The 26,825-nt window shown below is 69.6% G+C and carries 18 protein-coding genes and 1 pseudogene; 9 read left to right on the forward strand and 10 right to left on the reverse strand.

Translation table 11 applies throughout. The annotated features are described in order from the left end of the window. Positions 1 to 67 precede the first annotated feature (67 nt). From ACQPWU_RS48450 to ACQPWU_RS48465, 4 genes are read left to right on the forward strand one after another with little or no spacing between them, the layout of a single operon-like run. A complete protein-coding gene (locus ACQPWU_RS48450) occupies positions 68 to 1,909 on the forward strand; it encodes a non-ribosomal peptide synthetase (protein WP_433433036.1) in 1,842 nt (613 codons plus the stop codon). Next, on the forward strand, positions 1,906 to 5,676 hold the full coding sequence (locus ACQPWU_RS48455; RefSeq protein WP_433433038.1) for a non-ribosomal peptide synthetase: 3,771 nt from the start codon (positions 1,906 to 1,908) through the stop codon (positions 5,674 to 5,676). Before ACQPWU_RS48450 ends, ACQPWU_RS48455 begins: the two co-directional genes overlap by 4 nt. After that, entirely contained in the window at positions 5,673 to 6,026 is a 354-nt protein-coding gene (locus ACQPWU_RS48460; RefSeq protein WP_433433040.1) for a CU044_2847 family protein, read from the forward strand. The genes ACQPWU_RS48455 and ACQPWU_RS48460 overlap by 4 nt, the downstream gene beginning before the upstream one ends. Then, positions 6,023 to 10,081, forward strand: a complete 4,059-nt coding sequence (locus ACQPWU_RS48465) for a trypsin-like peptidase domain-containing protein (RefSeq protein ID WP_433433042.1) — start codon at positions 6,023 to 6,025, stop codon at positions 10,079 to 10,081. Before ACQPWU_RS48460 ends, ACQPWU_RS48465 begins: the two co-directional genes overlap by 4 nt. Positions 10,082 to 10,363: 282 nt before the next feature. Here ACQPWU_RS48465 and ACQPWU_RS48470 read toward each other — a convergent pair. The 3 genes and pseudogenes from ACQPWU_RS48470 to ACQPWU_RS48480 all read right to left on the reverse strand — a co-directional run. Then, positions 10,364 to 10,660, reverse strand: a pseudogene (locus ACQPWU_RS48470) (aspartate/glutamate racemase family protein); the annotation flags it as partial. A 105-nt stretch (positions 10,661 to 10,765) separates the two neighbouring features. Beyond that, a complete protein-coding gene (locus ACQPWU_RS48475; protein WP_433433043.1) occupies positions 10,766 to 11,968 on the reverse strand; it encodes an ATP-grasp domain-containing protein in 1,203 nt (400 codons plus the stop codon). A 237-nt stretch (positions 11,969 to 12,205) separates the two neighbouring features. Next, on the reverse strand, positions 12,206 to 13,270 hold the full coding sequence (locus tag ACQPWU_RS48480; protein ID WP_433433045.1) for an integrase core domain-containing protein: 1,065 nt from the start codon (positions 13,268 to 13,270) through the stop codon (positions 12,206 to 12,208). Positions 13,271 to 13,895: 625 nt separating this feature from the next. Between ACQPWU_RS48480 and ACQPWU_RS48485 the strand changes: the two genes are divergently transcribed. From ACQPWU_RS48485 to ACQPWU_RS48495, 3 genes are all read left to right on the forward strand, one after another. Then, a complete protein-coding gene (locus ACQPWU_RS48485; protein ID WP_433433047.1) occupies positions 13,896 to 15,572 on the forward strand; it encodes a hypothetical protein in 1,677 nt (558 codons plus the stop codon). A gap of 589 nt (positions 15,573 to 16,161) precedes the next feature. Continuing rightward, positions 16,162 to 16,692: an IS3 family transposase gene (locus ACQPWU_RS48490; protein ID WP_433445483.1), complete on the forward strand. Its 531-nt coding sequence runs from the start codon at positions 16,162 to 16,164 to the stop codon at positions 16,690 to 16,692. Continuing rightward, a complete protein-coding gene (locus ACQPWU_RS48495; protein ID WP_433445485.1) occupies positions 16,693 to 16,968 on the forward strand; it encodes an integrase core domain-containing protein in 276 nt (91 codons plus the stop codon). 288 nt (positions 16,969 to 17,256) lie between these two features. Here the strand turns inward: ACQPWU_RS48495 and ACQPWU_RS48500 are convergent, their stop codons facing one another. The 7 genes from ACQPWU_RS48500 to ACQPWU_RS48530 all read right to left on the reverse strand — a co-directional run bounded on the left by ACQPWU_RS48500 (position 17,257) and on the right by ACQPWU_RS48530 (position 23,943). Next, positions 17,257 to 18,015: a polyprenol monophosphomannose synthase gene (locus ACQPWU_RS48500; RefSeq protein WP_433433049.1), complete on the reverse strand. Its 759-nt coding sequence runs from the start codon at positions 18,013 to 18,015 to the stop codon at positions 17,257 to 17,259. A 9-nt stretch (positions 18,016 to 18,024) separates the two neighbouring features. Then, complete coding sequence (locus ACQPWU_RS48505) at positions 18,025 to 19,413, reverse strand: ArnT family glycosyltransferase (RefSeq protein WP_433433051.1); 1,389 nt, start codon at positions 19,411 to 19,413, stop codon at positions 18,025 to 18,027. Positions 19,414 to 19,562: 149 nt separating this feature from the next. Next, positions 19,563 to 20,240: a response regulator gene (locus tag ACQPWU_RS48510; RefSeq protein ID WP_433433053.1), complete on the reverse strand. Its 678-nt coding sequence runs from the start codon at positions 20,238 to 20,240 to the stop codon at positions 19,563 to 19,565. After that, positions 20,237 to 21,331 (reverse strand): sensor histidine kinase, encoded by a 1,095-nt coding sequence (locus tag ACQPWU_RS48515; RefSeq protein ID WP_433445486.1) that lies wholly within the window; start codon positions 21,329 to 21,331, stop codon positions 20,237 to 20,239. The genes ACQPWU_RS48510 and ACQPWU_RS48515 overlap by 4 nt, the downstream gene beginning before the upstream one ends. A gap of 600 nt (positions 21,332 to 21,931) precedes the next feature. Further along, positions 21,932 to 23,269 carry an IS4 family transposase gene (locus ACQPWU_RS48520; protein ID WP_433433055.1) on the reverse strand — a complete coding sequence of 446 codons (1,338 nt, stop codon included), beginning with the start codon at positions 23,267 to 23,269 and terminating at the stop codon, positions 21,932 to 21,934. A gap of 188 nt (positions 23,270 to 23,457) precedes the next feature. Then, on the reverse strand, positions 23,458 to 23,604 hold the full coding sequence (locus tag ACQPWU_RS48525; protein WP_433433057.1) for a hypothetical protein: 147 nt from the start codon (positions 23,602 to 23,604) through the stop codon (positions 23,458 to 23,460). 117 nt (positions 23,605 to 23,721) lie between these two features. Further along, entirely contained in the window at positions 23,722 to 23,943 is a 222-nt protein-coding gene (locus ACQPWU_RS48530) for a hypothetical protein (protein WP_433433059.1), read from the reverse strand. A gap of 389 nt (positions 23,944 to 24,332) precedes the next feature. On the opposite strand from ACQPWU_RS48530, the gene ACQPWU_RS48535 reads away from it, so the two are divergent. Then, entirely contained in the window at positions 24,333 to 25,496 is a 1,164-nt protein-coding gene (locus tag ACQPWU_RS48535) for a tyrosine-type recombinase/integrase (protein WP_433433060.1), read from the forward strand. A gap of 532 nt (positions 25,497 to 26,028) precedes the next feature. Continuing rightward, entirely contained in the window at positions 26,029 to 26,823 is a 795-nt protein-coding gene (locus ACQPWU_RS48540; RefSeq protein ID WP_433433062.1) for a hypothetical protein, read from the forward strand. Positions 26,824 to 26,825: the final 2 nt, after the last annotated feature.

Below are 26,825 nucleotides of genomic sequence, written 5' to 3' on the forward strand. Positions count from 1 at the left end.
GGGGAGGGATCCCCTAGGCATGGACAGGGCGTTATCGTACTCTGATCGGAGGTCGGCGGGAGGTACGATGTCGGAGAACGAGGGACTCGGCCCCCGATCTCCGCTTCCGCCGCAACCATTGGTCCACCGGCTCTTCGAGGAACAGGCCGACCGCACGCCGGACGCCGTCGCGGTGGTGGCTGCGGACGGCGAGCTCACCTACCGGGAGCTCGACCGGCACGCCAACCGGGTCGCGTCCCTGTTGCGGGAGCGCGGCATCGGACCGGACGCAGTGGTCGGGGTGGCGGTGGAGCGCTCGGCCAATCTCGTGGTCACGCTGCTCGGCATCCTGAAGGCCGGGGGCGCGTACCTGCCGCTCGATCTCGACGCCCCGGCCGCGCGGAACGCCGCGCTTCTGGAGCGTGCCGGGAGCATGCTGTGCGTGTGCCGGGACGGCATGGACCCGCCCGGCGCGCTGGTACTGCCCGGCGATCTGTCCGGCCTGCCCGACCATCGGCCGGACGTGGCGATGTCGGCCGACCATCTCGTGTCGGTCTACCACACGTCGGGTTCCACGGGGCTGCCGAAGGCGGTGGCCAGCACCCACCGGGGCTGGACCAACCGGATGCTGTGGATGCAGCGCGCCCACGGCCTGGCTCCGGGCGAGCGGGTGCTGCAGAAGACCACCCTGACGTTCGACGACTCGGCAGTGGAGTTCTTCTGGCCGCTGACGTGCGGCGGGACGGTCGTCATGCTCGGTCCTGGCCTGCACCGCGACCCAGCGGCGATCCGCGCCGCGGCGGCGGAGCATCGGGTGGCGGTTCTGCAGTTCGTGCCGAGTTGGCTGGCGGAGTTCCTCGACCTGCCACCGAGCCCCGGGCTCGCGTCGGTGCGCCTGGTCGTGTCGGCCGGTGAGCCGCTCCGACCGGATCTGGTGCGCAGGTTCCGGGAGGTGTTCGGTCCCGGCTGCGAGCTGCGGAACCTGTGGGGGCTCACCGAGGTATCGATCGACTCGACCGCCCACACCTGCGACGCCGCCGACGAGGAGAGCGGACCGATCCCCATCGGGCGCGTCATCGACAACAACGATGTCCGGGTCCTCGGCGAGGACCTCAGGCCCTGCCCGGCGGGGACGGTCGGCGAACTGTACATCGGCGGCGTCGGCCTGGCCCGCTGTTATCTGGGCGATCCGGTACGGACGGCGGAGCGGTTCGTCGCCGACCCGGCGGGGACGGGCGACCGGCTCTACCGGACGGGCGACCGCGGCTGCCGGCGCCCCGACGGCGAATTAGTCTTCCTCGGCCGCCACGACCGGCAGGTGAAGCTCCGCGGCATCCGCATCGAGCTGAGCGAACTGGAGGAGGCCCTCGCCCGGCACCCGTCCGTGGTCAACGCCGCGGTCGTGCTCGCCGAGGACAGGCTCGGCGAACCCCGCCTGGTCGCCTACGTAGCGGGCCCCGCCCCCGCGCCGCCGGAGCTGACCGCGTTCCTCGCAGCGGAACTGCCCGCCTACATGCTGCCGTCGCTGATCGTCCCATTGGCGGAGATGCCGAAGACGGCCAGCGGCAAGACCGACCGGAAGGCGCTGCCGCCGCCCGACTGGAGCGGCCTGCCCGGCGGGCGGGCCGCGTACCGGGCGCCGGGGTCACCCGTCGAGGAGGCCCTGGCCGTCCTGTGGTCGCAGATCCTCGACGTGTCGCCGGTCGGTGTGGACGACAACTTCTTCGCACTCGGCGGGCAGTCGATCCAGGCGACCCGGATGATGGGGCGGCTCCGTTCCGGTTTCGGCATCGAGCTGGCGCTTCAGGAGCTGTACGACCGGCCGACTATCGCACTCCTGGCTCCGGCCGTCACAGACGCAGTGCACGCGGCCGTCGCCGGGTTGAGCGACTCCGAGGTCGATGCCCGGCTCTCCGGCGGTCCCGCGTGAGCGACGCCGCCCGCCGCGCGCTGCTCGAACGGCTGCTGCGCGGCGGGGGGACCGGAGACGGGATTCCGCGCCGCGACCCGGGCGCGGCGGTGCCGCTGCTACCCGCTCAGCGGCGGGTCTGGCTCGCCGATCGGCTGTCGGGCAACGGCCCGGTCTACCACGTGTACGTGGCAGCGCGGCTCGACGGGGACCTGGACGTCGAGGCGCTCCGGGCGGCGCTCGGCGATCTCGCGCTCCGGCACGAGGCGCTGCGGACCACGTTCGAGATGGACGGCGACGAAGTCGTGCAGGTCGTGGCGGAGACGGGGAGCGTCCCGCTGACGGTGACGTCCGTCGGGGCGATCGGCGACCGGCTCGCGGCCGCGGCGCGCGCTCCGTTCCCGCCCGGAGCACCGCAGGTCCGGGCAGAGTTGTTCGTCGGTGAGCAGACCCATCTGATCCTCGTGGCCCACCACCTGCTCGCCGACGGCTGGTCGCTGCGCGTCCTGGTCGGTGACCTGTCGGCGCTCTACCTGGCACGGCGGCACGGCACGGCCGCGACGTCCTCTCCCGCGCGGATCGGTGCGGCTGACGCCGCCTGCTGGGCGGCCCGGCGGCCGACCCCACCGGAGGGGTTGCGGTTCTGGACCGGCAACCTGGCCGCTCCCCTGCCGGTCCTCGACCTGCCCGCGAACGGGCCGCGCCCCCAGGTCGCCACCCATGCCGGGGCGCAGGTGGCGCTCACGCTGACGCCGGAGCTGACCGCGACGGTCCGGCGGACGGCCGCCGCGTCCGGGACGACCGTCTTCCTCGTGCTGCTGTCGGCGTTCGCGGTGCTGCTGCAGCGCTGGACGGGCCAGGACGAGGTCGTGATCGGGGTGCCAGTCAGCGGACGCGACCACGAGGACCTGCACGGGGTGGCCGGGCTGTTCGCGACCACGGTGGCACTGCGCGTCGCGGTGCCGGACGACGCCGATCCGGCGGGGCTGGTGCCGCGGGTCCGGGACCTGTTCCTCGCCGCCCACCGGCATGCCGAGATTCCGTTCGACGAGGTCGTCCGGGCGCTGGACCCGCCGCGTGACCCCAGCCGCAACCCGCTGTTCCAGGCGTCCTTCGTGATGGAGGAGGAGCCCGTCGAGCTGAACCGGCTCGGTGATCTGACGGTGACGCCCGTTCCCGTCCACAACGGCACCGCCAAGTTCGACGTGTCGCTGTTCGTCACCGATCGGGGCGAGCGGCTCGAGCTGACGCTCGAACACGCCGTGGACGTGATCGCCGAGGGGGTGCCAGAGCAGCTGCTGAAGTCCTTCCGGGATCTGCTGTCCGGGGCGTCCACCCCAGATCCGCTCGCCGGGCCCGTGACGCCGGAAAGGCCTGCGGGAGGGGTCCATCTGCTCGTCCGGAGCTCGCCGCACGTCGCGATGGAGACCGGGGACCTGCAAGTGACCTATGCGGAGCTCGTCGCGCGGTCGGAACGGCTCGCGGCCGGGCTCCGCGCGGCAGGGGTGGGGCCGGGGAGCGTGGTCGGGCTCCGGCTGCCGCGCGGCGTGGACCTCGTGATGGGCGCCCTCGCCGTGTGGCGGGCCGGAGGCGCGTTCCTGGGCGTCGACCCGTCCTATCCGGCCGAACGGTCTCGGCGCATGATCGAGCACGCCGGGGTCTTACTGGTCCTCACGCCGGAGCGGCTGCGCGCGCTGGACGGCGAAGGCCCGCCGGAGGCGGAGGCGGCGGAGACCGAGGCGGACGGCGCTGATCTCGCGTACATCGTGCAGACCTCCGGCTCCAGCGGCCTGCCGAAGGGGGTGATGACCACCCACGCGGGGGCGGTGAACTACCTGTTGTACGTGGTCGAGGAGTACGGGCTCGGCCCCGGCGACGTGGTGCTGCAGGTGCCGTCGATCGCCTACGACTCCGCCGTCCGCGACAGCTTCGCGACCCTCGCCGCCGGGGCACGGCTGGTGGTCGGTGTCCCTTCCGATGATCCTAGGGCGCTGCTGGCGGCCATCCGCGCCCACCGGGTGACGTGCCTGCTCAGTGTCGTCCCGACCCTGCTCGCCGAGCTCGCCGAGGCCGCGTCGGGCGAACCGACGGCGTTGCGGCTGGTGCTGGTCAGCGGGGAGCGGCTGCGCTGGGACGTCCTTCGCCGAGCTCGCGAGCGGCTCGCCCCGGAGGCGACGTTCGTCAACCAGTATGGGCCGACCGAGACAACGATGACGGCCGCCTTCCGCAAGGTCGCGCCCGATGAGGAGGGGACGGGCGACGTCCCGGTGGGACGGCTCATCCCCCACCTGGACGCCCTGATCCTCGACCGGCGGTTCCGCCCCGTACCTGCCGGGGCGCCCGGTGAGCTGTACCTCGGCGGGACGGGCCTCGCCCGAGGCTACGCCAACGACCCGGCGCTGACCGCCGCCCGCTTCGTCGCGGGCCTCGGCGGTCGCCGTTACTACCGGACCGGCGACCGCGTCCGCCTGCTTCCCTGCGGCGACCTCGTCTTCCTCGGCCGCACCGACTCGCTGGTCAAACGGCACGGCGTCCGGATCGACCACGGCGAGATCGAGGCGGCGCTGCGGACGGCTCCCGGTGTCCGGGACGCCGCCGTCACCGCCGGCGAGCGGGCGCTGACCGCCTACGTCACCGGCGACCCTGCCGTCACGGCCACCGGACTGCTCGCCCACCTGCGAACCCTCCTGCCACCGGCGATGCTGCCGTCGGCGTTCCACATGCTCCCGGCCTTGCCCCGCACCCCCAACGGGAAGATCGACCGGGGGGTGCTGCGGCCGGAGCCCGCGACCGCGCTCGCCGCAGGCACGGGCAGGCTCCCGGAGACCCGCTGCGAGATAGAGCTGGCCGAGGTCTGGTCGGAGCTGCTCGGCATCGCCGAGATCCCCGCCGACGCCGACTTCTTCGCGCTCGGCGGCCACTCGCTGACGGCGGTGGTCCTGGCCGACCGGCTTACCCGCCGTTGGAGCGTGCCCGTCACTCCCGCCGACGTCCTGGCGCACCCGACCGTGGCGCTGCTGGCCGCGCGCCTCGACGGCCGGCGCGACAGCGGCCGCGCCGTCCGGCTCCGGGACGGCGACGGGCCTCCACTGTTCCTCGTCCACCCGCTCTCGGGCGACTTGCTCTGCTACCGGCACCTCGTGGCGGCACTGCCACCGGACCGGCCCGTCCACGGCTTCCAGTCCGTCGGCTCGCCGCCCGCGACCGTCGCCGAACTGGCCGCCCGGTACGCGGCCGACGTCCGCAGGATCCGTCCCGCGGGACCTTTCGATCTCGCGGGCTGGTCCTTCGGCGGGATCGTCGCGGTCGAGATGGCACGGCTGCTCGGCGGTGCGGCCGGCGGCGTCCGGACGCTCGCGCTGCTCGACACCTCACCAGAGGAGGAGACGGAGGACACCACCGAGGAGGAGGCCCGCCGAATCATCGCGGGCACGGGCCTGGTCGGGGCACTTGCGGACACGCTGGTCGGCGCGTTGCTCGCCAACGCGCGCGCCCGCCGCGGCCACCGCTTCGAGGGCCCGGCGCTGGACGTCGACCTCGTCCTGGTGCAGGCGTCGCTCGAGCATCCGGTACTTCCCGCCCGGCGGATGACCGACCCGGCCGCCTGGCGTGCCCGCACCACTGGACGAACTCGGTATCTGAGCCTGTCCGCCGACCACTACGGTCTGCTCGCCGCCGAACACGCGACGGCCCTCGCTGAGATCCTCAACCCTGTTGCGCCGCCGGTCGCGGCGGGAGAGGCTACCGGTGCCGGAGGACGATCCCCTCAACAGGAGGCCCAGGCGTGACAAGGTTCGTCGAGGTACCGCTGGACAACGGCATGGCTCTGATCGTCCAGCAGAGCCCCGAGGATGAGGGGGAGATCGTCCGGGCCGGACGGATCCGGGACGTCGCAGGCCTGGCCGGTGAGTCGTTCAACTCGGCGCTGCTACGGCTGCGATCGGCGGCCGAGCAGGTCAGCACGGCGATGCGCGGGGTCAGCGTTCCGCCGTCCGAGGTCACCGTCGAGTTCGCGATCAAGGTGGGCACGTCGGCAGGGGTCGTCGTCGCCAACACCAGCGCCGAGGCCAACCTCAAGGTCGCGCTGCGCTGGACCAACGCGCCCGGCGCGGAGCCCCCGGCGGACTCCGGAGAGTGAGCGGGAACGTCCGCGGCAGCTTGGCCCGGATCTGGGAACCGTCCGGTTCGGTGATCGGCGCCGGGTTCCTCGTCGGCCGCCACCACGTCCTGACCTGCGCCCATGTCGTCGCGGCGGCGCTGGGCATCCCAGACACCGATCCCGAGCCGCCCACCGGGACGATCGAGCTCGACTTCCCGCTGGCGGCGTCCGGGTCGGCGCGGATCACCGCGTCGATCGTGCTGTGGACGCCTGTCGGGCCTGACGGCGGCGGCGACATCGCGGGCCTGCTGCTGGCCGAGGACCCTCCGGCGGGTACGGAACCGGCCCTGCTGATCTCGGTCGCCGAACCGTACGGGCTACCGTTCCGGACGTTCGGGTTTCCAGGCGGACGGTCGGGCGGCGATTGGGCCGAGGGCTTGCTCGCCGACGTGCAGGCGACGTCGTGGCTGCAGATCGAGCACGAACGGCAGACCGGCCGCCGCGTCCAGCCCGGTTACAGCGGGGCGCCGGTCTGGGTCGAGGAGCATCAGGGCGTCGTCGGCATGGTCGTCGCTGCCGACCGGCAGGGCACCGACCGGGTCGCCTACGCGGTGCCGACCGACACGCTCGTGGCGGCCTGGCCGGACGTCCTCACCGAACGGACCATCGCGCCGAGCCCCTACCAGGGCCTGGCCGCGTTCCGTGAGGCCGACGCCGAGCTGTTCTTCGGCCGGGACGACGTGGTCGCCCGGCTCGCTGAGGCCGTCGCCGCCCGGCCCCTGACGGCGGTCGTGGGGCCGTCCGGGGGCGGGAAGTCCTCGGTCGTCCAGGCCGGCTTGATCCCCGCGCTGCGGGCGTCCGGTTCCTGGACGGTCGCGGTGTTCCGGCCCCGGAAGAACCCGTACGAGGAACTCGCGGCCGTCCTGATGCGGCTGCTCCAGCCCGACATGTCGGAGCTCGACCTGCTCCTGGAGACCCCGCGGATGGCCGAGCTCCTCCAGGGGGGCCGGGTCGACGCCGCGGTCCGCCAGATCGTGGCGAACGGGCGGAGGCTCCTGCTGGTGGGCGACCAGTTCGAGGAGCTGTACACCCACCACCAGGGCACGTCGGTGCCGCAGCGGTTCGTGGCCGATCTGCTGAAGGCGGCGGCAGAGTCCGATGTGCGGGTGCTGCTGACCATGCGCGCCGACTTCCTCAACCAGGCTCTCGACGACCGGGTGTTCTCCGAGGCGCTGACCGGGGCGATCGAGCCGATCGGCCCCCTGTCGGAGGACGGGCTGCGGGCCGCGATCGTGGAGCCCGCCGCACTGCGGCGCGCCCGGTTCGAGCCTGGGCTGGTCGGCAGGATCCTCGCCGACGTCGGTGACCAGCCGGGACGCCTGCCGCTGTTGGAGTTCACGCTGTCGCTGCTGTGGGACCGGCAGCACCGACAGACGATCACGCACTCGGCTTACGATGGGATCGGCGGCGTCGAGGGTGCGCTGACCCACCACGCCGAACGCGTCCTCGCGGGCTACGACGAGCAGGAGCGGGTGCGGGTCCGGCAGGTGCTGCTTCAGCTGGTCGCACCCGGTGATGGGACCGCCGATGTGCGGCGCCTCGCCGTCCGCAGCGAACTGCGGCCCGGTGACTGGGAGATCGCGCGGCGGCTCGCCGACGACCGGCTGGTCGTCACCGGGGCCGGGCCGACCGGCGCTCAGACGATCGAGATCGTGCACGAGGCCCTCATCGCGGGCTGGACGCGGCTGCGCGAGTGGGTGAGCCTGGACCGGACGTTCCGGATCTGGCAGGAGCGGGTTCGCGAGCAGATCCGGATCTGGCGGGCGTTCGGCGAGGACCAGGGCGTCCTGCTGCGGGGCCCGCTACTGGCCGAGGCCGAGACCTGGATGGTCGAGCGCGAGGCGGAGATCACCGACGAGGAGCGGGCGTTCGTCCGGCTGAGCCGCGAACGCCAGGAGCAGGAAGACGCCCGGTACCGACTGCTGTATGAGGAGGCCCTGTCCCGTCAGCTCGTCGCGCAGGCCGAACTCGTCCGGGGCGAGCGGGCCAATGCGCTGCCGCTGAGCGTGCTGCTGGCCGCCGAGTCGCTGCGGCGGGCGTCGTCGTTCGAAGCCGATCTGGCGCTGCGGCGCGGACTCGCGTTGCTGCCCGAGCACAGCGTCAGGCTGCCGCACGACTCCGACGTGCAGGTCGCTGCGTTCTCCCCCGACGGTCGGATCCTCGTCACGGCGGGCGATGACGCGAGTGCCCGCGTCTGGGACGTCCGGACCGGTGAGCGGCTGTTGTGCCTGCGGCACCGGGACGGCGGATGGATCCGGGCGGTGGCCTTCAGTCCCGACAGCCGCCGCCTGGTCACGGGCTGCGAGAACGGCGAGGCGCGGATGTGGTCGCTCGACGACGGCGCGATGCTCGTCGAAATGATGCACGGCGGCTGGGTAGGCGCGCTGGCCTTCACCCCGGACGGTTCGCTGCTGGCCAGCGGATGCGACGACGGGATGGTCCGCGTCTGGGACGGCGGCGTCCGTCCGCGGCTCACGGTCCCGCACGAGGGCTGGGTGCGGAGCGTGGCCTTCGATCGTGCAGGTTCCCTGCTGCTGACAGGTGGCGCCGACCGGAGCGCCCGCGTCTGGAACGTCACCGACTGGAGCGAGCGTGCTCGGCACGGCCATGACGCCCCCGTGCGTGACGCCGTCTTCTCCCCCCTGGGGGCGTCCGTTGCGAGCGCAAGTGACGAGGGAACGGTCGCAGTCTGGCCGGTCGCCGCCGGGGCCGCGCCCGTGCTCGTCCTTCCGCACGAGGGCGCGGTCACCGCGGTGGCGTTCAGCCCCGACGGGCGGCTGCTCGGCACCGCCTGCGACGACGGCCACGCACGCATCTGGGACGCCTCCACCGGTTCGGAGCTGGTCAGGATGCGGCACGGCGCGGCCGTCCGGGACGTCGTGTTCGAGCCCTCCGGGCGCGGGCTGCTCACCGGGTCCGACGATGGGACCGCCCGAATCTGGAGCGCCGTCGGAGCAGAGTTGCTTCGCGTGTCCCACCGGCGTGCGGTCAGGGCCGTCGCGGTCAGTCCCGACGGCGCATGGGGAGCCTCGGCCAGCCAGGACGACGAGGGCGCGCTCTGGTCGACGACCGCACACGCCGAACGGTACCGGTTTCAGGCCGCAGGCCCCGTCGTCTCACTGGCCGTGGACGCCTCGGGCTCCCGGATCGCCGTGCTGGCCGTCGAGGGCGCGGTGCAGGTCTGGCGGCTCGACGACCTCGCCCTCGAAACGTCGTTCGGCGCCGGGAACGCCTCCGTACTGGCGCTCTCCCCCGACGGCGGAACACTCGCCGCAACCGGGGAGGGCGGAGACGTCGGGCGATGGTCGCTTCCCGGCGGCGACCGGCTACCCGGCCTGGCCACCGGGGCCGAGGAGTTGCGCTCCCTGGCCTTCTCCCCGGACGGACGGTCGCTCGCCGCTACCGGCGACCTCGAGTCAGTGCTCATCCTCACCGACGGCGGAGGCCGGGTCGAGGCGGATATCGGGGACATCGCGGGCGTCACCGGCTTCTCCCCCGACGGCACGAAGGTCGCCGTCGTCGACGACGCCGGGAACGCGACAGTCGTCTCGGCGGCGGACGGCACGGTCCTGTCAAGGCGAGCGTTCGGCGGAGAATGGTGGGGTGGAGCAGCCTTCGACGGACGGCTGGAACTCCTCGCGACGATCGGACGGGGCGGGGCCGTCGCGGTCCACGACCTGAAGTCTGAGGACCGGCGCTGCGAGGTCGACCACGAGGCATGGGTCACCCGGGTGGTTCTCAGCGCCGACGGCCTGCTGCTGGCGACCGTGGGAGAGGACGCGGTCGTCCGGGTCTGGGACACCGAGAGCGGAGCCGAACGCTGCCGGCTTCCTCACCCCGCGACGGTCGCCGACGCGGTCTTCACGCCCGACGGCCACCTGCTGGTCACAGGGGCGGCGGACGGGTTCGTCCGGGGATGGCCACTGAGGCCGGAGGACCTGCTCGCCCAAGCCGCCACTCAGGTGCACCGTTCGCTGACCCGTGAGGAGTGGGGCCGCTACCTGGGTGCCGAACCGTACCCCGAGAGCCTGTAACCCAACCGGGCGAGAGCGGCGTCCGCCAGGCTCGAGGCCGCGTCGATCAACGGCACGGGCGCGTCGGCGAACTCCCCGGACGAGCGACAGCTCCGAGCAGCCGAGGGTGATCGTGTGCGCCAGAGGCGGCCAGGACGGCGGCGGCCGAGGCGATGCGCCGTCCCGCCTCCCGCAGGTCCCGGCCCGCCTTGACCGCTTTGATCGCCGGATCGACGAGCGTCCTCTGGCCCGGTTCGGCGACCTGGACCACCTGGGGGCCCAACGGTGCGGCAGCGCGCTCGTACAAGCGGGCGAAGTGGGTTCCCGACTGGCGAGGACGCCCAGGCGGACGCAGCTGGTACTGAGGGCGTCCCCGGCCGCTGCCTCGATCATGTCGATGATCTCCACGCCAGTCCGTAGGGTCGGCTCCTCGCGGCAGGCGTGGGCGGTGTTGGTCGGCATCGCCACATATAGCGCCCCGGCGTCGCGGAGCAGGCGGACTCCGGCGACCAGGCCGGGCAGCGGCGACGGCCCGCGCCCCAGCAGCGCGGCGGTCCGGTCGGGCAGCGAGGCGTCTGACCAGAGCACGACCGACGGATGGTCCTGGTCGGTGCCGGGGGGACCCGTTCGACGAGCCTGCGGTAGAAGTCGGCGGTGGCCAGCGGCCCCATGCCGCCAAGCACACCGAGGACCGAGCGGCCGAGGTCAGCGCCAGGGGCACCCCTCGTCCCACCACCGGATGAGATCGTCTCCACGTGCCTCGGCCTCCTCGGCTGACGCCCCATCTACCAATGCATAGGCGGCGAAGTCCGACATCATGGTCGCCCGGCGGCAGTAACTGCCGGGCTCGCGGACGTCCTTGAACCATAGGACCGGCGGACGGTCCCGGATGGGCGGCGTGTAGAGGCCGTCGCCAGTGAGGAAGCCGATCCAGCCGACGTAGCGCAGCGGCGCGGAAGGCTGCTCGGTAATGGTGAGTGGCAACCCGGCCTGGGCGAGGAAGCTCTCGCGTGACAGGTCGAGGCCGAACGCTGCCCGGTAGGCCTCGGCGATCGGCCCGCCTCCCGTCCGGGCGGTCACCTCGCACAGAACGGGGACACCGCGATCGACCCAGGCCTCGATGTGGAAGGAGAAGGGGCCGGATGACGGGAATGCCTTGATGACGGCGACTGCGAACTCCTGGAGTCGCGGGCGCAGCGGATCAGCAGCGCCCATCAACATGCTGACCCGGGGGGCGTGCCGCTGGACCGTCTCCAGGGCTCCGGCACTGTACCGGCTAGGCCAACAGTGCACGACGCGTCCGCGGTCGCTGACGCCGTCGATGTGGTAGATGGAGGCGTCGACCCGCGTCTCGACGAGGAGACCGCCGGGAAAGGCGGAGGCGCCAGCGAACGCGCCTCGGAGTTCGGCGGGCGTGCGGGCCACACCGACACCCTGGGCTCCGGTCGCCCGCCGCGGTTTCATCACCACAGGGAAGCCATGGAGCACGGCGAAGGACATCGCGTCGTCGAGGCTGCGGACATCCTGGAAGCGTGGGACGGCGATCCCTCCTGCCTCGGCTGTCCGTCGCATCGTCAGCTTGTCCCGGAAGGCCATCGCCTCATTGACGCGCTGGCCGGGCAGCCGGTACCGCTCGCGCAGGACGGCCGAACGTAGGAGGTCGGACTCATTGGACGCGATCACTCCAGCCAGCGGATGGCGCCGGGCCAGCGCGTGCGCGGCGATGAGCACGTCCTGGGAGAAGTAGTCGTCAACGGTCATGATCTCTCGGAAGAGCGCGGTCTCGCTCTTGGGTGACGCGGCCCGCGCAGACCGCGAGGTGACCAGGAGCAGATCCCCTGCCCCGCGCAGCCAGGTGCCGATCGGCCGGCTATCGAGGTCGGCGTAGCTGAGCACCAGCAGCGTCACCAGCCGCCTCCACGCTCGTCAAGCCGATCAACGCTCCCAGTATCCGCACCCCTGCCCACAACCGTCAACGAAGAACAGCGAACGCGCTGAGGGTCGGGACCCGCGAGCCCAACGAAGCCGACCATCCGAAGAGCCACGCAACGGCATCCGATTCAAGGGTTTGACCCGGCGTGGAAAACTTGATCATTTGGACCGGTCGGTCGCTATACGGCTGTGGGTGCCGAATATTGTGTCTCCTCATGCGACCTGGGCGTACTCATGCAGGAGGCCACCAAGCCGGTCTCTTCGGGAAACCTCGATGTCGGCGTCGACTGGATCGGGTAGCGCCCGTAAGGGGCTGGCCTGCTTCAAGGTCCGGTGCGGACGATGCCTATTGAAGTAGGTCTCGTACTCGGCGAGGACCTTGCGCAGGTGGCGTTCATTGATGATGAGGATCCGATCGAGTAGCTCGCGGCGCACGCTGCCCACCCACCGCTCCATGACCGCGTTCATCCGAGGAGCCTGCGGTGCAGTGAGCACTACGCGGATGCCCTCGGTCGTGAACACTTCATCGAATAGATCGGTGAACTTGCTGTCCCGATCCCTGATCAGGAATCGGAAGTCACCGATCCGATCGCCCAGGTCGAGCATCAGGTTGCGGGCTTGCTGCCCGACCCAGCCAGCGGTTGGGTGCGCCGTAACCCCCAACACGTGCACCCGCCGAGTGGCGTGCTCAACCACGGCGAAGCAGTACAGCCGCGTAAACATCACCGTCTCCACGCAGAAGAAGTCGCACACCAAGATCGCGGACGCCTGAGCCTGGAGGAACTGAGCCCAGGTCGGACCGCTGCGCCGGGGCGTTGGATCGAAGCCGGCTCTCTTCAAGATCGCCCACACGGTGGCTGCGGACACCTTCCGACCCAGGCCGGCGATCTGCCCGGCGATGCGCCGATATCCCCAGTCCGGATTCTCGGCGGCCAGGCGCAGCACCAGGGCTCGGATGGTGGGTCGGATCGGTGGTCGTCCCGGCCCGTGCTTGGGGTGGGTCCAGCATCGCTTCACCAGGTCGGCGTGGCAGCGCAGGAGCGTCCGCGGTGTGATGAACAGGTCGCATCGGCGGCGTCGAGGAAGGCGTCGCGCGAGCGCGGAAAGGATCGCCCGACCCGCCCACGATGGACGGGGAGCGGCCACCTGCCGCCGGAGGACAGCCAACTGATGCCGCAGTACCAGGATCTCTGCATCTTTGGACGCCTGTGATCGGACGAGCAGCGCGATCCAGCCGAATGTTCGTAAGACGATCAAATACAGCAGCCGCAGAGCCATCCTGCGATCCTGCCGGAGCCGAGCCATCGAGCACAGCAAAACCCCAGATCAAACCCGGTGACACAATATTCGGCACCCACAAGCACACAACCACTAGACGAAAATTCTAGAACGCATCCGATCCCGCATCACCGCAGGTCAGAGCATGATCAAAGCGCGCCCTGCAGGATTCGAACCTGCGACCGTCGGATTAGAAGCAAGATCCTTTAGTGTCGCGCTGTGCCATTGGGTGACGGTTCGTGCCACCTCAGCGCGTTTTGCGTGTCCGGCAGCACCGGGTCCTGACGGCGTGTGACGGGGCGTACGAGCACGCACCGAGCACGACGACACCTAATTTGATCACTGCAGGTGGCGCCGCACAATGAATCCCCTACCCCAAAGCACGCCGGCACTCTGCAGCGATGGCGGTCGCTGTGTTCGGCACGTGCTCTAACACCCGAACGTCCGTAAGATCGCGCAACTGAAGACAGCGAGCGACACCTGTCACGATTCAATATCAGTGCGCGAAAAGCCGAGACGATCGCCGACTGCCGATCTTGACGGAGTGCGCGATTTCTGGCTTGATCAGGGCATTTGGATCTTTCCCATCGCCTCACGAGCGGAGATCTCTATGCGCCTGTTATCCATGGCACGTTCCCGCCCTCTCGCGTCACCGCCCGCCCGGCTCGCTCGCCGGTCGTTGAGCCTCGTCTCGACCCTGGCCACGGCGGCCGGGCTCCTCGTCGCGCTGAGCCCGGCCGCTTCTGCCGCCGACACCACGACGGACCTCGGCGTGGACTACAGCGTCTACAGACCGGGTGATCTGGCCCTCGGCAACGGAAAGGTCTTCGTCTCGAGCGGGGACCAACTCGTTGTCGCCGATACCGACGGTGATCTCCTGGGTGAGGTCGGCGGGCTGACAGAGGCCTCCGGGCTGGCGATGTCGCAGGACGGCGCGCGCCTGTACGCGGCGCTGGTCGGTCCGCAGCAGGTCGTCGAGATCGATACGGCCACCCTGGAGATCACCCGAAGCATCGACCTCCCGTCGTACCCGTGCCCGACGCACCTGGCGCGGTCCGGCGAGTGGCTGTGGGTGGGCTACGGCTGCGACAGCAACTGGGACGGCGGCGTGGTCGGGCTTGATCTGACGGTGACGGCACCACAGCCGATCGTGGTCGCATCAGAGATCTCCGGTGCTCCGCTGCTCGCCGCCAACGGGGGCACGCTGGTCGTGGGTCAAGTGGGGACGAGTCCCGACCACCTGTTCGTCTATGACGTGAGCGGCACTCCCACCATGCGCGGCGAGATCGACGGATTCACGCACAACCTCGACAATCTGGGCGATCTCGTCGTCACCCCGGACGGGTCGAACTTCTTCTCGGTGCCCTCTGCCGAGCGCGGGACCGATCTGTGGGACGCCAACAGCCTGGAGAGAATCCGCTCCTATGCGGGAGATCCGGCCGCCGAAGGCTCCCCCTCGTCCGTCGCGATCAGCCCGGACGGTGCGTACGTGGTGGTCGGGCAGAGTGACGGCGCAGACCTCGTGATGTACGACGTGGTGACGGGGGCGACGATCCACGCGCTCGACAACCTGACGGTAGCCGGAGGCACAGACCGCCTCGCGTTCTCAGGCACGGACGTCTTCGCCGTGAAGACCACCTCCTCCAGGCGGCTCCACTTGTGGCGGGTGGAGGACATCACCTTCCCCGCCTCCACGCTGATGCTGACGCCCCCGCCCGGCGGAGTGGTGAACCAACCGCTCCTTCTGACCGGCCGCCTCGAACTGCCCGGCGGAGCGGCGCTGGGAGCGAAGCCGCTCACGGTGACCCGCCGCCTGCCCGACGGGACCACCGAGACGCTCGCCGGCGTGACGACCGCCCCCGACGGGACCTTCACCGTCACCGACACCCCGGCGGCTGGCGGGGCATACACCTATACCGTGCTCTGGGAGGGTGACGACCACGTTCGCTGGAGCACGGCTTCGGCGAAGGTGACAGTCAAGAACACCTCGTCGCTCACAGTGACGGGCCCCTCGGAGTGGCCCGTCGGCGCCGCCCTGACGCTCAGCGGCGTGTTGCTGCCCACGCCCCCGCCCTCGGGATGGGGTTACCCGCTCACGGTGAAGCGCACCGTCACCAACGCCAACGGCACCGTCACGACCACACTGCCGGGCGTGCCCGCCCGTAAGAACGGGACATACAGCTTCTCTGACAGACCGGCCGAGACAGGGCACTACACGTACACCGTCGAGTGGGCGGGAAACGCCGGATACACGCCCGCGAAGGCCGACCACGAGGTGGAGGTCAAGGAGAGCATCGAATAGTCGCGCTCTCCGGAGCATGACAGGGCGGGACCGACCCCTGACCTCCTCATGGCGCTCACCGCGCGCTCGTCTCGAGGAGGTCAAGCGGCTGCGGAACTCGGCGGTGACACTCTGGAGGACGTGGTTCGTGTGCCCAGCTCGTCCTCCGTAGTCTCCCAGTGAGCTCGTCCCGGGCTGGAAGCCGTTGTGCGCCAGCGTCACCTCCAACTCCGCCAGGAGGTCGCGCGGTGGTCTGCCGATGGCGAACTGTGCGCCTGCCGATAATTGCATCCGTCCATGTCATAGCCCTGCGGGGGCTTCGCATGGCGTGCGCGAGAGCTTCGGCCGCCTGTGGGGCCCAGACCAGTGTGGAGCCTTCGCCTGAAGGGCACAAGACTGAGGGGCGCCAAGCCGCTGGCCAGGGTTCCTGGGATCACACCTTGTGATCTTGCCCACGGGGGTACACCGATACTCGGGGCCTCCTGTCTTTGCTGCTGCTACGGAGGAGCGTCTCTGAAGAAGCGGAACTCTCGCCCGACTACTCCCCCGTGTACTGCTCAGCCACCGAATCGTCTCCCCACGCACCCTCCTTGCCTGGCACCAAGGCCTTATCACGAAGAAGTGGACACAGCCGCCGTCCGCAGGACGCCCTCCAGTTCCAGAGCAACTGCGCGAACTGATCACCCGCCTTGGCACCGAGAACCCGCGCTGGGGCTTCCGAAGAGTGCACGGCGAACTGCGCCGCCTCGGACACAAGGTCAGCCCGGCCACCGTCCGCCGCGTCATGCGCGCCGCCGGCCTGTGTCCCGCTCCGCGACATCATCCGACGCGGGGCGAGTGGACCGCCTTCCTTAAAGCCCAAGCCGACGGCCTACTCGCCACCGACCTGTTCCACGTCGACACAATCGGACTGCAACGTCTCGACGCCATGTTCGTCATGGAGGTACGCACCCGCACGGTCCACATTCTCGGCGTCACCGCCCACCCCACCGCAGCCTGGGCCACCCAGCAGGCCAGACAACTGCTCTGGCACCTCGGAGAGCACGCCGCCGACTTCACCCACCTCGTCCGTGACCGCGACGCGAAGTTTACCGCTGCCTTCGACGCCGTCTTCGCCAGCGAAGGCATCACCATCACGTAGATTCCCCCACGTAGCCCCAACTGCAACCCGCACGCCGAGCGCTTCATACGTTCAGTACGCGAGGAGTGCACGAACCGGATCCTGCTGTTCGACCGCGGTCACGCCGAGAGGGCCCTCCACAGCTACGCCCGCCACTTCAACGAGCATCGCCCTCACCAAGGTCGCCAACAACTTGCGCCGCTGGACGACCCCGAGCTCGTACCGCTACCAGCAGCCCAGATCAAACGCCGGAAAGCCGTCGCAGGCCTCATCAATGAGTACCGCCGGGCTAGCTGATCAAGCGGCAAAACCCCAGCTCAAAGCTGGTGAAGCCATTGCGAAGCGGTGCGGGTCAGCCGACCGTCAGATATTGCTCGCCCGTGTCGGGCGAGCCGGTTAAGGCGATCCCGGGTAGGACCCAGACGGCGACGACCACGCCGATAGCGGTCACAATCAGCTTTAGGACAAAACCCATACCTGGTGATCACGCCGTAGATCATCAGTGGCAATCCCCGTATCAGGAGCAAATCGACCGCCAGGGCGAGTCCGAGGAGCACCCGGACCCGCCGCTTGTCCGCTTGTCCGTCACCCCCGAGCCAACGTGCCAGAAGTATGAGGCCCGGACGGCGCCTCCTGCGCGGTTCCGGTGATCAGCGCCCATTGGGTCACCCGCCAGAGCGCCTCCAAGAGGACCCACATGCTCATCTTGCTCGCTCCGGCCGTACGGTCGACGAAGGTGATCGGCACCTCCGCCACCGTGAACCCGCGATGCAGGGCCCGGCGCGTGAGATCCACCTGAAAGCAGTATCCCCGCGACGCCACACCGCCGAGCAGGATCTTCTCGAGCGCGGCGGCCCGGTAGGCGCGAAATCCCCCTGTGGCATCGGCGACGGGGATCCGGAGCACCAGACGTACGTAACGGTTGGCGAGTCGTGAGAGCAGTTCCCGTCGCCGCGGCCAGTTCGCCACGCGGCCACCGGGCACCCAGCGTGAGCCGATGACGAGGTCGGCCCGCTCCGCCGCGTGCAGCAGGGCGGGAAGCCGCTCGGGCGGGTGCGAGCCGTCGGCGTCGATCTCCACCAGCACGTCGAACCCCCGGTCGAGTCCCCAGCGGAAGCCCGCCAGGTACGCGGCGCCCAGCCCTTGCTTGCGTTCCCGATGCAGGACGTGCACGCCGTCGAGTTCGACGGCGAGCCCGTCCGCGATCAGGCCCGTCCCGTCCGGGCTGTTGTCGTCGACGACGAGAACGTGGGCGGCGGGTACGGCCGCGCGGATCCTGCCCACGATGCCGGGAAGGTTGTCGCGTTCGTTGTAGGTCGGCGTGATGATCAGGACGGTGCTCATGATCGCTCCTCAACTCGCGTGCTTGAAGTCGGGCCAGGCGGTCGCCCATGAAGTACGCGGTCCCGAGCAGACCGTGATGGGCAGGCCCTGCTCCTCGTTCGCCACTCCGGTACCGTGATCGATGACTCCCTCGGATTCGCAGCGCGCGAAGCGCGGCCGTAACTGCTCCGGCGGCAGCCCCACAGCGACCACCGTCTGTGCCGCTTCCGGGGGCGGCCCTTGGTACCACAGCTCGTTGTGGCCGCTGTAGGTTGAAATGTCCGGAGCGAAGCGGTCCAGCGCACCCGCCTCGCCGTAGTTCGCGGTGAGCACGACCGTCTCCGGCGGCAGCGCCCGGTACACCCCGGCCACCTGGGCGGCGAAGCGCGGCCAGCCCACCGACTCCCTGGACACCTCGTTGGGCGAGAAGCCCAGCGCCGGCAACGGGAGCAGCGGCAGCGCCACGACGATCCCGACGACCGAGCTGCCGAGCAGTCCCCACCACACCATCCGGCGCCGGGCGGCCCGGCCTTCCATCCAGACGGCAGCCGGAACACAGCCGGCCACGAAGGCGAAGATCAGGCTCCCGGCGACATAGTCCGCCCTTCCCCCTGACAGCCAGCCAAGCAGAATCGTCACCAGGGCCGCGATCGCCAGCGGCCGGGTCTCCTGCCGCCTGCGCAGCCAGATCCACCCGGCGACGGCGATCACGTATGCGCCGATGCTGAGCAGCACCACCAGCATGGGCACGAACATGATGCGATTCACAGACTCGCTGAGCGTGGCGGCCATGGTGAGCTGCGGCCACCCGTTGGTGACCTGGTAGAGCAGGTTCGGAGCGGCGATGACGGCGGCCAGGCACGCCCCGGACCAGAACCACCTGTCGCTGAAGACGGCACGAGGCCCCTTCACCGCCAGGCCGACGGTGATGAGCAGGCCGGTGGCCAGTCCTGTGATCAGCAGAACGATGAGGTGCTTGTTGAACGTCGCCGCTCCCGCGATGGCGCCGGCCGCCAGCCACCATCGCCCGTCACCGCGCAGCAGGGCACGCAGCACGCACAGGATGCAGGCCATCCAGAACACGAAGTCGGCCGATTGGGTCAGCAGCGTGTGCCCGGCGACCAGGGGGAACATTCCGGTGCCGAGGCCGGCGGCGGCGAGCGTCTGCGCGCTCGCGCTACCGCCGAGCTCCCGGGTGATCGCGGCACCGATCAGGATCAGCAGGCCCGCGCACAGTGCGGGGACGACCCGCAGCCCGACGATGGTGTCCCCGAACAGCTCCGTGGACAGCCGCGCCAGGAGCGGGGTCAGCGGAGGCTGGTCGAAGTACCCCCAGGCGGGAGTCTGACCGAGCAGGCGGAAGTAGAGCTCGTCGCGGTGGTAGCCGTACAACGGGCTCAGCGTCAGCAGGGTGACCACGACGGCGCCTGCGATGGGACCAATGGTCCGCCAAGCGATCGCCGGGAGCGAGGGAGCGGTGGTCTGGAGACGGGGGGCTTGAAGAAGCATACCTCCACGGTTACCGACGGCCCCGCCGCCCGTCGTCTGGCCAGGAACAGAACCTGGAGTCAGACCCCAGGCATAGACGGCGGCTCCCCAGGACGGACCACACCATGGTCGAACGCGAAGACCACCGCCGCGGCGCGGTCCCGCACCGCCAGCTTCGTGAAGATCCGGCCGACGTGGGTCTTGATCGTGCCCTCGCCGATCACGAGGTGACGGGCGATCTCGGCGTTCGTGAGCCCTCGGCCGATGAGCTTGAGCACGTCGAGTTCGCGAGAGGTGAGATCGCCGAGCCGCCGGACCGCCTCGGCATCGGTCACCGGATCCATGCGATAACGCCGCAGGACCCGCCCGCAGACAGCGGGATCCAGCCAGCCATCACCCGCCGCCACCGCCCGTACGGCACGCTGGATGTCCTCGGCCGGAGCGTCCTTGAGACAGAACCCCGACGCGCCGGCCCGCAGAGCCGCCGCGAGAACGCCGTCCTCACCGAACGTGGTCAGCACCAGGATGCGGGACGCCGGATCCGCGGCCAGTAAGGCGCGGGTGGCCTCGACCCCGTCCATCCGCGGCATGCGGATGTCCATGACCACGGCGTCGGGCCGGGCGCGCGCGACCTCCCCCAGCGCGGCCTGGCCGTCGGCTGCCTCTCCAACCACGTCGAATCCGTACGGCTGGCGCAGGATGGTGCGCAGTCCCGCCCTGGCGAGCTCCTGGTCGTCGACCAGCACCACCGAGATCATGCGGGCAGCTCCGTCCGTACGACCCACCGGTCGTCCTCGGGGCCGGCCGTGACGTGGCCGCCGACCATGCGCACCCTGTCGGCCATCGCGCGAAGTCCCATGCCGCCATTGTGCCGGGGCGGGCGGTCTGGCAAGGGATTGGTGACCGTGGCGCGTACGGCGCCTTCCTCCGATATGCGCAGCCCTACCTCGACCGGACACCGCGGGGCATGGCGGCTCGCGTTGGCCAGCGCCTCCTGCATCAGCCGATAGAGCACCATCCCGGTCGTCGGGCCCACCGCCGCCAGCTCACCGTCGACGCTCGCCACGAGTTCCAGGCCCGCCACGCGGTATTCCTCGAAGAGCTCGCAAAGCCGGGACGCGGTCGGCTGAGGAGCGACCACGGCGGGATCGGAGCCCTCCTCGGCAAGGACACGGACCACCTTGCGCAGCTCCGCCATGCTCTGCCGGGCCAGGCGCTCGGCCTCGGCGATCCCTGCCGTCGCTTCCTTGGGATCGTGTTCGAGCGCCAACCGTACGCCGCCCAGGTGCAACACCGTCACGGCGAGCGTGTGCGCGACGATGTCGTGCAGATCGGCGGCGAGCCGCTGTCGTTCGGACAGCGCGGCGGCAGCGGCGGCGGCACTCTCCGCCCGGTGCAGCCGCTCGCCCACCTCAATGCGGTAACGCGCGGCCCAGCCACTCCAGAAGACCAGCGTCACGGCGGCCATCCAGTTCGGCCATCCGGGGTCCGGCGTGGCGAACGCCGCCGCGACCACGACGCCGAGCGAGGCGAGCCACATGACGATGCCCGGCCATCGCCGCAGGGTCAGCGCGACGAACCCGATGTAGAGCACCAGAATGAACCAGCCGATGCTGTTGACCGCGAGCGCGGTGAGCGCCGCTATGGCCCCTGGAGCCAGGAGAGCGGCCACCTCGGCGGTACGGCCCGGCGCCGTACACACAATGACGGCACCGAGGGCGATGAAGGCGGCCCCCCCGGCGAACGGCAGGACGCAATCGCAGCCACGCGTGATCGTTTGCACCCACGACAGCCCAACCAGCACCATCAGCAGCCCGAGGCCGGCCGGTAACAGCCAGCGGGGAGTCATCACCACCCGCCCCATCGTAGGAACGACCGGTTCCACCCGCATCCACCCAGGGTGATACGCGCCATCTGTCCACGGTCAGAGAGGCGATCCACCGGCGACGACCTCGCAGCTGCGACCAGCCCTGCCGGATGCCCCGTGCTGGCCGCACCGGGATTTCTGACTGATCTCCCAGAGTTCACGCAGACTGAAGGTTCTTCAGCGGGAACCGAAGGGTGGTTTCCGGCTATGGCCTGTTTGGTTCCTTGGATTCGTGAGAAGTGGCGGGGTCTTGGCATTCGAGGGCGGCGTTGCGCGGCGGCGGCGTACCGGATGGCGGTGGCGGGGTCCAGGCCAAACACCACGGACAAGTGGAGCGGAAGCCGGAGCGCCAGCAGATAAGCCCAGGTCCTGCGGCTAGAGACAGGCAAAGGAACTCAGGGGTTGTTACATATGAAAGCCGAACAGGTCAGCCGCATCGCGGGCGCGGGCCCGGTCGCCAGCTGCAAAAGGCAGATCCGCCCGTGGGCACACTGTCTCACAGCCGCCGCGGTTACGTAGCCGAAGAGGTTCTCCACCGCGAACTAGCTCCAATGCCAGAAAGTTAAGGGTTCGGGCTGTGGGTCAAGGGTCTGTGATGAGGATGTCGATGCTGATGGTGGCCTTGTAGCTGGTCCGGTCGACGGTGCCCTTGGCGTTGTATTTGGAGATCGCACGTTTGACGACGCGTGGCCGGGTCCGGATGCGCCGGGCGGGCATGAGGTCGGCTAGAACGTGGCGGCCGATGGTGCCAACGAGGTCGATGACGGTGTCGGCGATGATGCCCGTGGCTTGGATGACGAGGTCGCGGGCGGTGTGCAGGGCGGTCGTGAAGCTGGCCCGGTCAGGGTCGATCTCGGGCTGGGTGCCGGTGGCGTCGGCCATCGCCAGGCGCAGGAGTTGGTAGGTGAGTAGCAGGGCGTAGATCTCCTGGTCGATGCCGTCGGGAGTGCGGGCGCGCAACACTCGACCGCCGAGGATGGTGGATTTGATCTCCAGGAAGGCTGTTTCGATCTCCCACCGCTCGTGGTAGAGCGTGACCAGTTCGGCGGCGGGGTGGGTGCGATGATCGGTCAGGGTGGTGACCAGCCGGTACAGGCTGGTGCGGCGGCCGGTGGCGGTGGCGATGGTGATCTCGCAGTCGATGACGCGGACCGCGACGGTGCCCAGCATCGACCGGTAGGAGCCGTCGGCCAGGCGGCGCAGCACGGGCAGCCGGCGGCTGTTCTTGATACGGACCAGTGTCTGGGCACCGGTTGCCACGATCGCCGCTATCAGGGACTGGTCGGCGAAGCTGCGGTCCAGCAGCACGATCATGCCCGCGTGCAGGCTGCGTAACAGACGCGGTGCATACGTGGTCTCTCCGTGCGCGGTCGTGCCGAACACCGCGTCCAGCAGGGCGCGGGTGCCGCAGGAGACCAGTACCAGCAGCCGGATCTGCGGATAGCCCGAGCCGCCGTTGTTGCAGCGATGCTTGGTGAACCTGCTCAGATTGGCCGCAGTGTCGGGCGCCGCCATGGTGGTGCCGTCGATCGCGCAGATGCGCAGTCCCCGCCACCACACGCCTGTGGTGGCGATCCCCGCGGCCGGGCCACGCAGCAGCTCCCACAGCCACCGCACCGGTTCGACACCCACCCGTCGGCGGGCCTGCACCAGCGCAGCCGCGGTCGGGACGGCGAGCTTCAGTCCGGTCAGCCCGGCTGTCAGCCGCTGCCAGACCTGCCGCCACCCCAACTCGGGGAACAAGCATCCGGCCAGCAGCAGATACACCACCACCCGCGAGGGCAGATCCCGCACCCGCACCTGCGTCCTGCCGGTGCGTGTCAGCGCCTCATCGACCATTTCGAACGGAATGAGCCGGGTCAGTTCACCCAGATGGCCGGGCGCGAACGCGCCTGCGGCCACCACAACATCACGACGCATGACAGACTGGACATCCAACGGAGCTCCCGCCGAACAGTGATCTTGGTCGACACCGTTCTAGCAGGAGCTCCGTTGTCGTCTTCACGAGCTTGACACGGCCGCCACCACGTTAACTAAGCGGCATTGGAACTAGCTCGCCACCGCCATTCAGGGTGCTGCAGCCTGCCCACGTGGAGGTCGAATTCCGGTCAGCGTGGAAGCAGCTCCAGCCGAAATGCCGCCAATCCCTTGCTGATGGCCGCGAACAGCACACCGGACTCCGGCAACGACAAGCCGCTGACCCTGGCCTCCAGAGTGATGCGGAGCAACGGCTCGTTCTGCCCGAGCCGCCACACCTCGAGGTTTCCGTCCGTCGTGGCCAGCGCGACAAGGTTGTCCAGTGTGGCGAAGGTGGTGGTGGCTGTGGCAAGGTCCGCGCGCCAACGATAGCGGCAACCGCGCCGGCGCGCGGTCTAGACGCGCAGCGGGGCGCCCCAGGCGAGCAGCACGAGCACCGCAGAGTCCTGGCCCCACCTGGCATGCCCGACCCGGTACGGGGAGAGGATCCGCTGCGTCAGCAGTGGGGCCAGGATCCGCCGCCACGGTGGCACCACCCAAAACCGGCTCTTGCGCAATCGGTGCGTCAGATCCCACACCGCCACTCGGAAGTCGCTGATCACCGGTGACGGCGACACGGGTTCCGTCTGGCAGCCGTCCAAGCGCCACCGTGTCCCGCTCGAAAACACGGTTTCGCACTGTGAGCTGGGGTTTTCCTGCGCGATCAGGGACTGCGCCTGCGACCGTCGCAAGGTGTTGGTCTTGCCCCTCCCGGGCGTGCCGGCCAGCGCATGAGCTTCCCCCGTTCTCCGGACACTTGACCTGGGGACACCCCTGATCGAGTGCGAGCCCTAGCTGGCGCGTCTGTCGGCGCACACCGTGAAGAGTGGAGGTGGGACAGATGCCGAAGACTCGTGTGCAGGTCAGCAGGCGATGCGGCTGTGCGGATGCGACAACGGGACGTCAGCGAGGCGTGACATGTCCGCGTCTGCCGGCGGAGGACGATCATGGCAGCTGGTATTTCACGGTGCAGGTACGCAGCTTGGACGGGCAGCGGCAGCGCATCCGCCAGGGCGGTTACGCCGACCCCGAGGAAGCCCAGGCGGCAGACCGGGCCTTGGCCGCTGCCGACCGCGACGGCGCAGGAGCCGGATGCACCGTCGGTGAGTGGCTGGCACGCTGGCTGGCCAGCAAGGACGCCCTGCGTCCGTCGACCCGGCAAGGCTACGCCACGCACATCCGTCTCTACCTCATCCCGCAGTTGGGACGGATTCTGCTCCACCAGCTCAGCTCGCGCGATGCCAACGGACTGCTCGCGGCGCTGGCGTCCCGTCCCTCGCCGACTGGCCGCCGGTTGTCGCCGGCGACCGTGGTGCGGATCCACGCCACCTTGCGGACCGCGCTGAACGCGGCGGTCCGTGCCCGGCTGATCCCGGTCAATCCGGCCAACGGAGCCGAACTGCCGCATCCCCGGCGACCGCATCCTGTCGTCTGGACCGCCGGGCGGACGGCCCGTTGGCGGCAGTCGGGAGAGCGTCCGGCGGTGGCGGTGTGGACCGAACAGCAGCTCGCGGCGTTCCTGGCCGGTGTCACGCAGGACCGCATGTACGCCGCTTGGTGGCTGGCGGCGCTGCGCGGACTGCGCCGCGGTGAGCTGGCCGGGCTGCGCTGGACGGACGTCGACCTGCAGGCAGCGGAGCTGACGGTGACGCAGCAGCGGGTACATGCCGACGGCCAGGTGGTGGCAGGGCCGCCGAAGAGCTCTGCCAGCTGCCGGGTGGTGGCCCTGGACGAGGAGACCGTGCGGGTGCTGATCCGGCATCGCGAGCGGCAAGAGGAGCTGAGCGCGACGGCAGGGGCACGCTGGTGGAACTCGGGGTACGTGTTCACCACTGCGGAGGGTGCGCCGCTGCGTCCGGACTATCTCACCGGCCGGTTCCGCCGGCTGGTGGCCGCCTCCGGACAGCCGCCGATCCGGCTGCACGATCTGCGGCACGGTGCCGCGACGCTGGCTCTGGCCGCGCACACGGATCTGAAGGTGGTGCAGGCGATGCTGGGGCACGCCAGCATCGTGCTGACCGCCGACACCTACGTCTCGGTGCTGCCGGAGGTGGCCCACGAAGCCGCCTGGGAGACGGCCCGGCTGGTGCTGAGCGCCGCGTCCGCGCTCGGGCGAGGGCTGAGCGTCTGACTCAGCTTTGCCTCATATTTGCCCCATGCCGCCGCAGCACACGGGCGCGGCCGGAGTTTCCGCTGGTGGAGAAGCGCGCCCTGCAGGATTCGAACCTGCGACCGTCGGATTAGAAGTGCCGCCCAGTGCCGTTCGGTGATGGTTCGTGCCACCTCAGCGCGTTTCGTGTGTCCAGTTGTGCCAGGTCCTGACGCCCAGTGACGGGGCGTACGAGCACGCACCGAGCACGCTAGCCCCTAAGGATCAAACAACAGGGGCCGCTCGCATATGGATGCAGGTCACCGGCTGACAAACTGACCAAGCTCGAACTGGAAAGCCACGCTGTCGCCGCCGGCCAGCCTCCACCTCGTGCATGGCCAGAGCATGTATGCACCGCGTCAGCGCCTGATCTTAAGCACAATTCGGCAACGCCTGGGGGTACGCCCAGCTAAGTAGGTTGCCGAGGTACCCCCGTAGTGCCACGTTCACTACGGAAGCAGTCCCTCGGGCACCGAGGCCGAAAATGTCAGTCGCGAAGCATAGCGTGCTGGACATGGAGACGGAGGCGGCTATCAACAGGACGTCGCGCGAGAGGCCATATCGGCAGCTCACCACGACCAAGACTGTACTGATCTCGCTCGTGGTCGCCTTCATCGGAGGAGTCCTACTGTACCTCGGAGGCCTGGACCTCGGATGGGAAGGAGGGAAGGCGCTCCTCAATAACTTGGGGTCTGCCTTCATCGTGTCCGTGGGACTGGCGCTCGTCTGGGACCTATGGGGCAGGCGCGCATTCTCCCGAGAGATCTTGGAGACAGCTCGAACTGCAACCGAGGTGGAGGCCGCTGGGCTTGTGCGCGTTGGGACGAACTACGTCGAAGACCCAGACTGGGAAGACCTCTTCAGGAATGTCCGTAAGCTAGATATATTTGTCGCGTACGGGCGGACATGGAGAAACGCTCAAATGCCACGACTTCGGGCGCTGGCCAATAATGCGGATGCGAGGATTCGCATATATCTACCGGACCCCGATGACCCTGCGACCATCGCCCATCTTGCCGATCGCTTCTCAATGGATGCCGCAGATCTTATTAGCGCCATCAAGGAATCGCGGCGGGAGTTCGTGGGGCTCGCCACAACAGGCAAGGCAAAGATTGAGGTGTATTACAGAAAGGGCGACGTCGTCTTTAGCTGCTATCGCTTCGACCAGACTGCGATTCTGGTCTTGTACTCACACAGCCGTAAGCGGTCGCAAGTACCAACGATCGTATGCCGCGCAGGCGGGAGCTTGTATCGGTTCATCCGCGACGAGCTTGCGGCAATTGAGGAGCAGAGCAAGCTCGTCAACTAAGG

The organism is Nonomuraea sp. CA-141351 (assembly GCF_050944675.1).
GTDB lineage: Bacteria > Actinomycetota > Actinomycetes > Streptosporangiales > Streptosporangiaceae > Nonomuraea.